At 59.1% G+C, this 12,709-nt stretch carries 15 protein-coding genes and 1 tRNA gene; 7 read left to right on the top strand and 9 right to left on the bottom strand.

Annotated elements, in window-relative coordinates; translation table 11 throughout:
- Positions 1-6: 6 nt before the first annotated feature.
- The 3 genes from ACWAT4_RS07415 to ACWAT4_RS07405 all read right to left on the bottom strand — a co-directional run bounded on the left by ACWAT4_RS07415 (position 7) and on the right by ACWAT4_RS07405 (position 2,553).
- Complete coding sequence (locus ACWAT4_RS07415) at positions 7-804, bottom strand: SDR family NAD(P)-dependent oxidoreductase (RefSeq protein WP_449730179.1); 798 nt, start codon at positions 802-804, stop codon at positions 7-9.
- Between the two features lie 144 nt (positions 805-948).
- On the bottom strand, positions 949-1,749 hold the full coding sequence (locus ACWAT4_RS07410) for a phytanoyl-CoA dioxygenase family protein (protein WP_449730178.1): 801 nt from the start codon (positions 1,747-1,749) through the stop codon (positions 949-951).
- A gap of 84 nt (positions 1,750-1,833) precedes the next feature.
- Entirely contained in the window at positions 1,834-2,553 is a 720-nt protein-coding gene (locus ACWAT4_RS07405) for a GntR family transcriptional regulator (protein ID WP_449730177.1), read from the bottom strand.
- Between the two features lie 263 nt (positions 2,554-2,816).
- Here ACWAT4_RS07405 and ACWAT4_RS07400 point away from each other — a divergent pair, with 263 nt between their 5' ends.
- On the top strand, positions 2,817-3,521 hold the full coding sequence (locus tag ACWAT4_RS07400) for a TetR family transcriptional regulator (RefSeq protein WP_449730176.1): 705 nt from the start codon (positions 2,817-2,819) through the stop codon (positions 3,519-3,521).
- Positions 3,522-3,530: 9 nt separating this feature from the next.
- Here ACWAT4_RS07400 and ACWAT4_RS07395 read toward each other — a convergent pair whose 3' ends face one another.
- The 4 genes from ACWAT4_RS07395 to ACWAT4_RS07380 all read right to left on the bottom strand — a co-directional run bounded on the left by ACWAT4_RS07395 (position 3,531) and on the right by ACWAT4_RS07380 (position 7,271).
- Positions 3,531-4,034 (bottom strand): MaoC family dehydratase, encoded by a 504-nt coding sequence (locus ACWAT4_RS07395; RefSeq protein ID WP_449730175.1) that lies wholly within the window; start codon positions 4,032-4,034, stop codon positions 3,531-3,533.
- A gap of 10 nt (positions 4,035-4,044) precedes the next feature.
- Positions 4,045-4,896, bottom strand: coding sequence for an HpcH/HpaI aldolase/citrate lyase family protein (locus tag ACWAT4_RS07390; RefSeq protein WP_449730174.1), 852 nt, complete (start codon positions 4,894-4,896; stop codon positions 4,045-4,047).
- Between the two features lie 91 nt (positions 4,897-4,987).
- Positions 4,988-6,175, bottom strand: coding sequence for a CaiB/BaiF CoA transferase family protein (locus ACWAT4_RS07385; protein WP_449730173.1), 1,188 nt, complete (start codon positions 6,173-6,175; stop codon positions 4,988-4,990).
- Positions 6,176-6,179: 4 nt separating this feature from the next.
- Positions 6,180-7,271, bottom strand: a complete 1,092-nt coding sequence (locus ACWAT4_RS07380) for a homogentisate 1,2-dioxygenase (RefSeq protein ID WP_449730172.1) — start codon at positions 7,269-7,271, stop codon at positions 6,180-6,182.
- A 166-nt stretch (positions 7,272-7,437) separates the two neighbouring features.
- Between ACWAT4_RS07380 and ACWAT4_RS07375 the strand changes: the two genes are divergently transcribed.
- The 5 genes from ACWAT4_RS07375 to ACWAT4_RS07355 all read left to right on the top strand — a co-directional run bounded on the left by ACWAT4_RS07375 (position 7,438) and on the right by ACWAT4_RS07355 (position 11,165).
- Positions 7,438-7,905, top strand: coding sequence for a DoxX family protein (locus ACWAT4_RS07375; protein WP_449730171.1), 468 nt, complete (start codon positions 7,438-7,440; stop codon positions 7,903-7,905).
- A 29-nt stretch (positions 7,906-7,934) separates the two neighbouring features.
- Positions 7,935-8,792 (top strand): alpha/beta hydrolase, encoded by an 858-nt coding sequence (locus ACWAT4_RS07370; RefSeq protein WP_449730170.1) that lies wholly within the window; start codon positions 7,935-7,937, stop codon positions 8,790-8,792.
- 14 nt (positions 8,793-8,806) lie between these two features.
- Positions 8,807-9,781, top strand: a complete 975-nt coding sequence (locus ACWAT4_RS07365) for a Bug family tripartite tricarboxylate transporter substrate binding protein (protein WP_449730169.1) — start codon at positions 8,807-8,809, stop codon at positions 9,779-9,781.
- A 428-nt stretch (positions 9,782-10,209) separates the two neighbouring features.
- Positions 10,210-10,947: a LysR family transcriptional regulator gene (locus ACWAT4_RS07360; protein ID WP_449730168.1), complete on the top strand. Its 738-nt coding sequence runs from the start codon at positions 10,210-10,212 to the stop codon at positions 10,945-10,947.
- Between the two features lie 38 nt (positions 10,948-10,985).
- Complete coding sequence (locus ACWAT4_RS07355; protein WP_449730167.1) at positions 10,986-11,165, top strand: type 2 periplasmic-binding domain-containing protein; 180 nt, start codon at positions 10,986-10,988, stop codon at positions 11,163-11,165.
- On the opposite strand, the gene ACWAT4_RS07350 is transcribed toward ACWAT4_RS07355, so the two are convergent.
- Together ACWAT4_RS07350 and ACWAT4_RS07345 are read right to left on the bottom strand one after the other, a co-directional pair.
- Complete coding sequence (locus ACWAT4_RS07350; protein WP_449730166.1) at positions 11,152-11,376, bottom strand: DUF2274 domain-containing protein; 225 nt, start codon at positions 11,374-11,376, stop codon at positions 11,152-11,154. The genes ACWAT4_RS07355 and ACWAT4_RS07350 overlap by 14 nt on opposite strands.
- 3 nt (positions 11,377-11,379) lie before the next feature.
- Entirely contained in the window at positions 11,380-12,303 is a 924-nt protein-coding gene (locus ACWAT4_RS07345) for a TraB/TrbI/VirB10 family type IV secretion system protein (RefSeq protein WP_449730165.1), read from the bottom strand.
- A gap of 281 nt (positions 12,304-12,584) precedes the next feature.
- Here ACWAT4_RS07345 and ACWAT4_RS07340 point away from each other — a divergent pair.
- Positions 12,585-12,661, top strand: a tRNA-Arg gene (locus ACWAT4_RS07340).
- The last annotated feature ends 48 nt before the right edge of the window (positions 12,662-12,709 follow it).

Below are 12,709 nucleotides of genomic sequence, written 5' to 3'. Positions count from 1 at the left end.
CTCAAATCAGGCGCATCGGGCGGTGAGCCCGCCGTCGACAATCAATGTCGTGCCCGTGACGTACCTTGCCTCGTCGCTGGCAAGATAGAGGGCAGCGTAGGCAGTGTCCCAAGCATCACCCATCTTACCGGTCGGGGAGAGCTTGTCGCGCTGCTCGATCATCGAGTCGACGTTGCCGCCATATACCCGGGCGAGAGGCTCACGGATCAGGGGCGTGTTCAAGAAACCGGGCAGGACGCAATTTGCACGGATGCCGTCAGCCGCGTACTGGATTGCTATGTTCGACGTCATGGCTACCATTGCAGCCTTGGTGGCGCTGTACGCTAGATAAGGAAAGCCAATCCACCTGGCGGCCGCGATCGAAGCAATGTTCACGATTGATCCCGACTTGCGTCGTAGCATGTGGGGAATGACGTACTTGCAGGAGAGAAAAACGCTGGTCTGATTTACCGCGATCATCCGATTCCAACTTTCCTCAGACGTCTCGACAGGACCGCCAGTCTCCACAATGCCGACATTGTTGTGTAGAACGTCGATCTGCCCGTACATCTCGACGCACGCGGCGACCATACGGCCAATGTCATCCGCTTTCGAAACATCAGCCTTGAAGGCTGCACACTGCCCTCCTTCGCCCTCAATGGTACGTTGCGTTTCCTCCGAAGCTTCGAGCCGATGATCGACCGCGAATACTCTGGCACCTTCACGGGCATAAAGTGCTGCGGCTGCTTTACCGTTGCTCCATCCCGGTCCCGACGACCCAGCGCCGCTGACGATCACTACCTTGCCTTTCATGCGTTCGGCCACGTCTTGGTTCCCGTATGTCCGTTGATTGGATCGATGATGCCAGTTCTAATCCGGTTGAAGCCGCGTCGGTCTTTCGGTCGACGCGTGCTCGGCCGCGAGCGACATGGGTCGCCGCCGAGCACAACACTCGAAGGCGAGCCAGCGTCACGCAGTTTCGAGCGCTTGCGCACTAGCGAAGCGCTCCAGCGTGTCGCCAGCGCCCTTTTTCAAGGGCGTAAAGTCGCGATGAGCGATGAAGTCCGGACGGGTCGGATTGCGAATCTTATTCGAGACTGCCGAAAGCGTAAGATATACGATGCGACGCGGGTACGGTGTGATGTTGCCTGCGGACCCGTGCACGATGTTGGCATGAAACATCAAGAGCCCCCCTGCCTTGCCGGTCGGGCTAACGATGCCGTTGGCATCGACTAGCTTGGTGACGGTTTCGTTGTCCAAAGTCCAGAGCGGATACGATGTCGTCGAGACGTCATGCGACGACTCAAGCGCGCCTGATTTATGGCTCCGGGGAACGAGCATCAAAGGACCATTGATCGGAAGGACGTCGTCCAGAAAGACAGCAATGTTCATTGCCCGCGGTTCCGGCATGCCGTCATCTTTGTGCCATGTCGGAAAGTCTTGATGCCACTGCCAGACTTCACCGGTGAAGGCTGCCTTTGCGTTGACTTTGAATTGATGGATATAGACGTCTTCCCCGAAGAGCTGCTCCAACGGCTCTACGAGCCTCGGATCGGCACTGAGAATGCGCAATGCCTCCACGTACTGATGGCACGCAAACGCTGTGCGAGGCGTACCATCCTTCTCGCGCCAAACCTCCTCACGCTGAGCCGCGAGCGCATTGGCTGCGCTCGCGCGAAGGACGCCGACTTCTTTTGGCGTAAAAGCATCAGGAATGAACACGTAACCGAGTTCGTCGAAGCGAGCCAATTGATTCGGATCAAGACGCATGTAGCCTCCGTGGTTGATTAAGAGTTGGCGGAGCGACCGATCTGCGTTGATGTGCGAGCGGCCCTTATTTGGTGACAGCTCTAGCTAACCACGCCCCCCTCGCATGTCGCCAGAGACCGCAAATATGCGCAGCGCGTTCAAACGCCGACTCAAATCTGCGCATGCTCGATGCAGGTGCTTTGTGGAAATATCCCGAGAATCGTCGGCCCTCCCACCTAGCACGGCTGTTGCGATAAGGCTGTGTTCTTCCCAAGCTCGCGTCGGAACACCTGGATCATCGAGGACCGCCATCATCGAGCGCATCAGATGAGGCCACTGGGAGGCCATCATCTGCTCTATCGCCGGGTTTGCCGACAGCCGATAGAGCGCGGTGTGAAAGCGGAAGTCGGCTCTCACGAGCGTCGGCAAGGGCGTGCGTTCGTCGCACGCCGCTTGTCCGTCAGCGAGCGCCTTTGCCAGCTCTTCCAACTGCCGCGGAGCCGCTTCCCCGCTCCGAACCCGTTCCGCGGCGAGTGAAGCGGCTGTCGCCTCAAGTGCCGACCGAGCGCGGTACAGGTGGACGACGTAGTCTGGATCGATTGGCGCGACCTCCACACCCTGCTTGCCTGCATCGCGGACTAAGCCCTGATGCTTCAACACCTGCAAAGCGTGACTGACGGGCTGGCGGGAAACTCCGAAGCGGTCAGCGAGCTCGGTTTGCCGAATACGCTCGTTAGGCTTGAGTTTTCCTAGCGCGATGGAATCCAGCAGCAGCTCAAATACTTGATCAACGTACTGGGGCGACGTTTCAACAAAATCCTGCATTCTGAATCCTGAATCCTGAATTCCGAATTCGTGTCAGCATCTAAAACGAGTATGGCGAGAAAGTCAAGCAGGCGCGGCTGAGGGTAATGTCCTAATTTGAAAACTCAGCAAGAATCGTGGTGGGGCAGCCGGGATGGCGGGCGAATAATGCATTTTACATGTGGGGCTTCGCTTCCTCCGTCATCCGCTCGATAGCCAAGCTGCAAAGTCCACCACGAACGCCTGAACTGGCATGAATGCCAACTTGACATCTCCCGCGAGACATGGCCGCGTGCCCGAGAAATGCACTGAGCGCGAGACTGACCATGCAACGGCCAATCTTATCGCCCGCACAACGAAGGCGGGAAACACAGCGCGAAAGGATCATCGCAGAGGCGGTCCGGCTGTTTCAGGAAAACGGCGGAGAGCCAAGCGGAGGTTTTGAGGCGACGACCATCGAGAACATCGCCGAACGTGCCGACATTTCGGTTCGCACCTTCTTTCGCTATTTCGAAAGTAAGGCCGACGTGATCTATCTCGATACGGCCCGTTCGCTCGAAGACTTGCGCGGCGCCATCGTGGAGAGGCTGGAAAGCGATCGCCCACTGCGGGCGGTCGTCAGCGCGACGGTGGACGTGCTCAAGAGATTTACCGCGAATCCGGTTAACAAGGCGCGCCTTGCGCTGGCGCTGACGTCGAGGAACTGGATCGACCGTCGCGCGTTGTGGACGATTCAGAAGCGTCAACTCGTGACCGAACTGCTAATGCCCTTTTGCGACGACGATGCTGCGGGTTTCGAACGGGCCTACATGACGGCGATCATCGGCCTGTCCGTCACGGACTCGGCGACCGCGACCTGGGTGCGGTTTCCCAAATCGAATCTGCTTCAGTTGGTGCAACTCGCTCTCGAACGCGCGCAGCCTCTGATCGCTCAATACGAGCTTCCGGCCGCCGGCAAGCCGAGAGTGCGTCGCGCAGCGAAGGGATAGGCTGGCCGATCAGGAAGCCTGCTCGGGAAACAACGCGAGGAGTGGCGCCTCGCCTCGCCGCCAGACCATGACCGAGCGCTGGAATTCGATCACCGTCTTTCCTTCCTGGTTGATGCCGCGGGTCTGCACGGTCACGACGCCTTGCGCTGGCCGCGACCTGGAACTGCGAACCTCCATTACCTCCGTCTCGGCGTAGATCGTATCGCCCGGAAAAACCGGATTGGGAAGCTTGATCCAGTCCCAGCCCAGCGCGAAGCCGTTTTCGCTGACGTCGGCGACCGCAAGCCCCGCGACAATGGAGAAGGTAAGGGCGCTGTTGACGAGCGGCCGCTTGAATTCCGTCTTCTCGGCATAGTGCCGATTGAAATGGATCTGATTGGTATTGTTGGTGATCATCGTGAACTGGATGTTATCGGTCTCGGTGATCGTCCGGCCAAGCCTTGCCCGATAGACGTCACCGACCGCGAAATCCTCGAAAAAGCGTCCTTGCCAGCCTGGCTTGACGGTTGCCATTCCAATCTCCTCATCTTTCCGGTTGGTAGGCGGCAAGCAGCCGCAGCGCGCGCATGACGATCGGTTTGTCGACGAGCTGCCCGCCGACCGCGACCGACGCATCGCCTCGTTGCTCCGCCGCGTGAAATGCATCGGCTATCTTGCGCGCATAGGCGATGTCCGCAGGACGCGGCGAGAATTCCGAGTTGATCTGTTCGATCTGGCGCGGGTTGAAGGTGGATTTCGAGGTGAAGCCGAGCCTGCGGGCTTGCATGATGTCGGCGTGAAGACCGGTGGAATCGTCGAGGTTGGGAAACACGCCGTCGACGCTCAGCACCCGGGCAGCCGTCGCCGCTCCAACGATGGTCGACCTGGCATGGATCAATTCGGCCGCTTCGGCGACCCGGTTTGCCGGCAGTCCGAGTTCGAGGGCGTAGTCCTCGGCGCCGAAGATCAGACCGACGATCCGCGAATGAGCCTGAGCAATCTCCAGCGCGCGATACAAGGCGATCGGGCTCTCGATCGCCGCGAGTATCCTGACATGGCCGGCGACGATGCTCTGCTGGTACTCGATCATCTCGATCATCCCGGCTGCACGCACGACATCCGCGGCCGACGTCACCTTGGTCAAGCAGATGCCGTCCAGTCCCGGCGCGGCGACGGACGCAATGTCGGTTGCGAGCAGTTCGGTGGACGGCGCGTTGACGCGAACATAGCGAAGCGGACCGCGCCAATCCTTCCGGTTCAGCATCGCGGCGACCATCGGTCGGGCGGCCGCCTTTTCCGGCCAGGTCACCCCGTCTTCGAGATCGAACATCACGGCGTCAGCACCGGAGGTCTCGGATTTCTCGAGATAGCGCGGCTTGTTTCCTGGTACGAACATCCAGGACCGCAATTGAGCAGGCGGCATATCGCCTCCATGTTGAAGTTGTTGTGTCGGCAGCATTTCGATTACGTTGACGAGCGAGAGCCGCTCACGGCACTTGCGCGGTTGAAGCTGCGAGTTCGTCTGCTATTTCGCCGTTGTGCTGGCCGAGGGCTGGTATCACCCGCGGATTTGCCGGATGAGCCAGCGGGAAGCGCACAATCGGAACCGTGCCGACCGGCGAACTCGCCTTGACGAACATCTCGCGTGCCAGCGCCTGCGGATGGTTGACGACTTCGGCCATCGTGCGCACGACCCCGTAGGGCAATCCCGCCGCCCGCATCCGCTCGATCCAGACCGCGCGCGGACGCGCGGCAATGGCTTCCTCGACCATTTTTTCTGCGAGCTCGCGGTTGTTGGTGCGGGCTGACAGCGTGGCGATACGCGGATCGTCGATCCAGTCCGGCCGCTCGACGACGCCGTTGCAAAACGCGACCCATTGCGGTTGGTTGGCGATTGCAAAGCAGATGTAGCTTCCATCCTTCGCCATGTAGGGTCCATACGGACAGAGATACTGATGGCGCATACCGGACATCGGCGGCTCCGTGCGCCGGTGCCAGGCGTGATGGGGAAAGTAGCCGAGCCAAAGCAGGGAGGAATCCAGCATGGCGACATCGAGAATGCGGCCCTTGCCGATGCGCTGGCGCTCGATCAGCGCAGCTTGAATGCCCATGACGGCATTGGATCCGGCAATCAGATCTGTAATGGGAAGGCCCACCTTCGCGGGCATGCCGGGATAGCCGTTGGAGAGCAGGATGCCGGCTTCGCATTGCACGGTGAGGTCGTAGGACTTGACGTCCCGATAGGGTCCGTCCTGTCCAAAGCCGGACAGGCTGCAATAGATCAGTGCCGGGTTCTGTCCGCAGATGCTCACCGCATCGAAGCCGAGCTTGGCCGTGGCGCCCGGACCGAGATTTTCCATGAAGATGTCGGCGGTAGCGATCAGTTGACGCAAGATCGTCTTGTCGCTCTGCCTGGCAAGATCGAGTGTGACGCTGCGTTTGTTGGAATTGACCCAGACAAAGCCGCTGGAAAGCCCATCGACCACGTCGTCCCAGCCGCGAACGACGTCACCCGTGTCAGGCCTCTCGATCTTGATGATCTCCGCGCCGAGCTCGCCGAGCACGAACGAGCAGTATGGGAGCGATACCGCCTGTTCGAGGGCGACGACCCGAATGCCCGCCAGCGGGCCGCGGCCAGGACCGCTGTCAAAGTTTCGTTCGGGGCCGCAGGTCATTGGGTCATGCCTTGCCGTTGCCATCGGTCAACGCCAGCATTGCTGCGGTCGGCTGCAACGGCTTGTAGGTGTCGACGCTGACTGCGGTCAGCATGCGGCGCATGCCAGGCACGCGCTTCCTGTTGAACTCCTGCCGGAACGCGTCCGGCGGGCCGTGGAGAATTCCCTGCGGCGAATGGATCAGCATCGATGCGTTCCGAATTTCGTCGTGGTGGATGAAGATGGCTTCATCGCAGTCGATGTTGCGGTGATTGGAGGGAAGCTCCTCGGCCTGCAGGTCGTTGACGGCCGGTTGCGGCAGGAACGTCACGAGCACGAAGCCGGAGGATTCGAATGTCGCCCACGCGGACGGCGCAATATGCAAGCGCTCGGAGGTCAGCACGTGAATATCGCGGATGTTGACCTTGAACGGGAACAGATCGCCCTTCCAGCCGACCACGTCGAACGGGGACTTGGCGTAGAAGACCGACGTGATGTCGCCCTGGTAGCGGATGCACAATTCCCATTCGTCCTGCGCGGGCCAGTCGTATTCCTCGACGGTCGGCACGGTAATGAGTTGGGGATCGAACGGAAAATGCCGGCCCGCCTGCGGGTGGCTGGCGAAGTCGATCGGGTCGCGCGATTCGACGACCAGCGCAAACGTCGGGCTGTCTGGCATCTGGCGGAAGATCGTCCCCTTGGGGATGTACAAATAATCGCCGGGTTCGTAGTCCAGAGGACCGAACTCGGTTGCCATGGTCCCGCTGCCCTGATGGATGAAATACAGGAGGTCGCTGTCGGCGTCCCGGAATGCGTAGGGCATGGCCTGCTGCCGGCGACTAAAGCTCATCGTGACGTCCTCGTTTTCGAGGACTGGTAGCGGCAAGGCGCGGCCGTCATTGCCTTCGCTGGCGGGAAACGACAGCGCCGACACAATCCGCTGCCTGAGCTTGCCGACAATGCGCAATACATCTCCAGGCGGTCGGGAGTGGTAAAGCATGGCGGTCGGACCGGAAAAACCCTGGCGTCCGAACAGTTCTTCGCGCAATGCGCCAAGGCCGACACGGGCCTGACGGACATAGTTCCCGCGCGCCAGATGGATCCACGACGGCTTCATGCCTACCTCCCAGAACTGTCATTATTAGCATATTGGCAGTAGTGCCGTTCCTAACCGCCTTGCGACAGGGACGCAAGTAGATATTGACATCATCGCAGAAATGGCACTAATGCCATATTGGCGATAATGGCTCGCAAGAAGCCGGCCTGCGCCGGGGGAGGACGAAATGGCCAGCGCGTTCGACGCCGGCGGCCGATCGACGGCGGCATTCCTGCTGCTGGGACGCGCGGCAATCGCCGTGCTGTTCATCGCCGCCGGTTACGGAAAGATCTTCAAGGGACCGGCATTCGCCGCCGCAATGGCGGCCAAGGGCATGCCGTTTCCCGAGCTGTTTCCTCACCTTGCGGTCCTCATCGAATTGCTCGGCGGCCTGGTGCTGCTGGCGGGATTGAAGACCCGCGCGCTGGCCCTTCTGTTCATCGCCTACACGGTCTTCGCGACTCTGCTGGTGCATAACTTCTGGAGCATGGCCGAGGCGCAGGCTTATGCGACGAACCAGCTCCACTTCCTCAAGAATTGCGCGATCGCAGGCGGCTTTGCGCTGCTCTACGTAACGGGTGGCGGAGCGTGGTCGCTTGATGCGCTGCTCCGGCGCAACGCCACTCTGGCTCGCAGGGCCGATGCGGCGGGATAGGAAAACTCTTCATCGAAAGGTCAGCTGCAATGCGTGAAGAGGTCTACTTCAACAAGGTTCATGGCTATCACTACGCCGCGGTTTCGCCCGTCTACAATCTGCTGATCGCGCACGGAATCGGCGGACACGGCGGCACGTATGACGTTTTCTGCGAGCCCTTGTCAGCGCGCGGCGCCGACATTTATTCGCTCGATCTTCCCGGTCACGGCAAGGCCCGCAACGAACGAGGCAATTTTCGCTTCGTCGAATGGCTCGAGGATATCGATGAGGCGGCAAGGGCGGTGAAACAGCGGAACGGATTGCCCGTCTTCGTGCTCGGGTCGAGCCAGGGATCGGCGGCGGCGTTTCACAGCCTCGCGTTCTCGGACGCCGTCGACGGCGGCATTACAATGGGCCTCTACCTGAACGAGGTCGAACCGCAGCCGGACACTCATTCGGGCAGGCGGCATTTCTCGATGCGGACGGCCGAAGCGGCCCGCATTGCCGAGACGGAAGGGGACACGCGGCGAATCGATCTTGCGACGGCGATCGACTGGAACAAGAACTACGCCAAGGACGATCCCGACATCCTCGCAAAGAAGCGCCAGGATCCGCTCCGGGCGTGGACGTACGGCTTCGCCAGCGTGCGCAGCTACGTCACCTACGAACCGCCGATCCCGGCAGCGAAAAATTCAAAGCCCGTTCTCGTGACGGTCGGTGCGGATGATCCGCTGATACCCCAGGCCTACGTTCGCAGGTGCTTTGACGCGATCGGCGGGCCGAAGCGGCTGGAAGTTGTGCCGAAGGGAACGCACCAACTTATGCTCTACCACACCGAAACCTATGTGCCGCTGGTCGACACCTGGATCAAGGAGCAGCTCAGCGGCCTGCTGCGGAAGGCCGGATAAAAGGAGCAATGGCAATGATCGATAGGCGCCTCGTGCTGAAATTGCTCTCCACCGCTGCGCTAATGGACCTGGCCGGCCCGGCTGCGGCGAACGAATTCGCCGGCAAGTCTGGGAGGATCATCGCGCCGTTTTCGCCCGGAGGCCCGGCCGACACGCTTTCACGCGTGATGGCCGAGGGGTATCGAAGGCATCTCGGAGTCACCTACATCGTGGAGAACAAAGTCGGCGCGACGGGCAACATTGGCGCTTCCGAAGTTGCGCGTTCGAACCCGGACGGGCTCACCTTGTTGGTGACGAACACGTCGCTCGTAATGAATCCGTTCCTCTTTAAGAAGACGAAGGTTGTCGATCCATTCGCCGAACTGTTACCCGTGACGGCACTTGCCACGACAACCTTTGCTTTTGTGATTCCTGGCAATAGTCCCGAGACGACGTTCGAAGGCTGGGTCAACCGCGTTCGCAAGACGGGTCGCGCAACTTACGGATCCTTCGGCGTCGGTTCGGCAAACCACCTTTATGGCTTTGCGTTGGGAAAGAAGCTCGGAATTAACCTAGATCACATTCCCTACAAAGGCGACGGACCCGCGCTGACCGATCTTATGAACGGTATCATCGACTGCGGCTTCTTCTCGGTCGGCAGTGTTTCGGAACTGGTCAAGAGCGGGAAGCTGCGTGCACTGGCTGTGACGGGAGACGAACCGAACACAGTCGTTCGGAACGTTCCTACTTTTTTTGGGTTGGGTATCTCGGACTACGGGAAGGGTGGCTGGCTCGGCATCTTTGCACCTGCAGGAACATCGGAAGCTCTGCGCATAACGCTTGCTGATGCCACCGCCACGACCCTGAGTGAGCCGGTGGTGAATGCCAGGCTAGGCGCATTCGGCTTCAACCTGATGTCGAGCACGCCGACGCAATTCGCCGAAATGGTCCGCGATGAATCCGAACGTCAGGCGCAGCGGATCGCCGAATCGGGAGCTTCGTTGGATTAGATAGACCGATCAAATCTCAAGGACGGCAACGGGTCGAGTTAGCGCAAGCCATTTGCGTCGCTTGCTACATCAGGAACCAGAGCGAGCTACGTAAACAGGGAGGCGCCGGTGGAGATTGTTACGTCGCAAAACCACATTGTGACCGCCCGGCGGGGCCCCGTAGATCAATGTGATATCAACTCCGCGAGCCGCTTCGAGGTACGGAATGAATAGCGTGCGTCCATCATAAGTTCGACGGCAGGAACAGGCACGACTTTTCCGCGCGCCGCTCTCCATACATGATCACTGATCACTTCGATAATAGGATTCGATTGCTGTAAGCGCACTCCCATTCTCTTTTAGTCGACAACAATTGTTCTCAACCCTCAAACAAATTCGGTTCCGTTTGCCACTCACCTTCACGCTCAACTGAATGCAAAGACGCGTTGATGACCGAAAGTTCGAACTACCAAGACAAACGACAGCAAGGCGGGCGTCTGCGCATTGATTTAAAGCGAATGGAGCACGCGATAGCCGCCGAGGAATACGGTAGCTTTCGACAAGCGGCAGAGGCGTTATCTATTAAACAATCCACGCTCAGTCGCTCTATCCTGACGCTTGAGCATTTTCTTGGCCTAGATATCTTCGAAAGATTTAGCGGGGGAGTTCGAGCAACACCGCTGGGTCGTCAGTTTCTACGGAGAGCTCGTTCGATCCTTGAGCAGGTAGAGATACTCACCTCGGCAACAACGGCAAACGGCCGCGGCGAAGCAGGACGTTTGGTCGTTGGCTTTTGCACGTCGCTCACTGCAGGAAACCTGCGAGCAACTCTCCTTGAGTACAGAACGAGATTTCCGCAGGTCGAACTGGGGACAATCGAACGATCAAGAGCGTATCTCACTACCGCTCTCCGCAACGGATTTGTCGATGTACATATCTCGACAGGCGATGCCTCACCGTTCGACTGCAAGACAGCTCCGCTCTGGAGTGAACGCCTTTTGGTCGTTCTGCCGAACAATCATTTCTTAGCCACACGGGATGTGGTTCACTGGACGGATTTGCGCAGCGAGACGGTCTTACTCAGTCAATATGATCCAGGACACGAGTTCGAAACCCTCCTTAACGCCAACTTCTCGTGCCTTGCGAACGCCCACGCATTGAACGGCATGATGTCAGTCGAGGCGTGATAGAAAGCTTAATCAGCATGGGCCTCGGAGTTATTCTCGTGCTGGAGTCTGACACGGGCGCAAATTTCGCCGATCTTGTCTATCGAGAACTACGCGATGGAACAGGACCAAGTCGCATCGGCTTTTCGGCCATTTGGCGCGGCGACAATGAAAGTTCGGCACTCAAGAACTTTCTAACTATGCTCTCCGAGCGCTATCCGCTTGTTAAGGAGGAGTGACGCGCCGGAATTTCGCGAACGCGCGGTCCGTGCCCTTGAAGCGCGTGAGCATGGGAACGATGAGCTTTGCCGGATCGCTGATCGGCTGCCCGCTCTGACGCGCTAACGCCTCCGCGTATGCGACGAGATCGCGATGTAGAGATGCTGGCAATTCGACGCTGATCTTCACCGGCTTGTCATCGGCGAGAGCGTCGATCTTCAACTTCGCCATCGGTTAACCTTTGTATGGTTCCAGGACGATATCACGATTGACAATTACCTTGACGGGGAATCCAGGTCGTATCGTTGGCGTAGGCTGGATATTTATGTTCCGACGAACGACCTGCTGTCCGGTTTGGTTCAGGGAACTTGCTGCGCCGGTGCGAAGAGCTTGAAGAATTGCGCTGTTGGACCCACTGTCCGTTCCTGATCCGAGCTCGGAGCCGACGCCGAGCAGGGTTGACAAAGCAGCGGCCCCCAACAACTCTTTCCAATGATTGTCCACCTCGTCCTCGAGACCGGAGTATCCGGCAATATCCGCTCCAGGTTGCCTTTCAAGCACGATGGAGCGGCCATTCGGCATGATCAGTCTGGTCCACACGAGCAGCACGCGCGACTGTCCGAACGAGACTTGGCTGTCGTAAGTGCCTATGAGACGCGCTCCCTGCGGCACAAGACGAATTCGTCCCGTCGGGGTATCGAACACGTTCTCGGTCACTTGCACCGTAATTTGACCTGGAAGGTCGGAGCGAATCCCTGTGATGAGCGCTGCGGGAATGATCGTGCCTGCTTGAACGACAAACGGTGAAGCTGGCTTTACCAGGCGATCCGGACTTGTCGTTCGCCGATCGACTTGCGCGTTGACGAAGGCGATTTTGCGATCTTGTCCGTTCTGTGCATACGCGTCGTCGGAAGACGTCGGTCCGCTTGTCGAACTGTCGCTTGTCGGAGTGGCCGTTGCAGGGCGGGCCACAGTCGTCGCAAAGACCTTGCTAGTGCGGGCCGCCTCGGTCTCTTGATTGGTCCGCTGTTGCTCGGCATCAATGGCAAGTGGGCCGGTCGATGTTTGTGAAGCAACGATCGGTCGGCCAAGATCGCTGGGCAAAGGTGGACCCAGCTTCGGTACGTCGCGTGGAAGCTCCGCGTAATCTTTCGACACCTTAGAATGGTGGCATGAGTGCTTGGCGAGGTGCCGGAGGTTCGCTACATCGCGAAACCCACTATCGCGTTGCGCGGGCTCGGAACACGCGATTCTTGCGATTGGTGAATAGCGTTGGTCCACGATCGGTAAGCGGCGACGTTTGCCCTCCGAAGGCACGTGTCAAGCCGGCGGGTGTGAAAAGTGAGGAAGAAAGAGTATTGTACTGCAAGGGCTTGCGAGGGCTACGTGTTGAGGCTTAACTCATCGCGAAATCCGCGTAAGCACTGCGTAAGCGGTAAGCACCCGTAGCTCAGCTGGATAGAGCGTCGCCCTCCGAAGGCGAAGGCCACACGTTCGAATCGTGTCGGGTGCGCCACCGCTTTCGATGGCCTTGACTGGCCAGCACACGCGATTGATAGCTGTT

This window comes from Bradyrhizobium sp. T-1, assembly GCF_053592855.1.
Note: the sequence above shows the minus strand (reverse complement) of the source record. Positions and strands in the feature narration are given on the sequence as shown.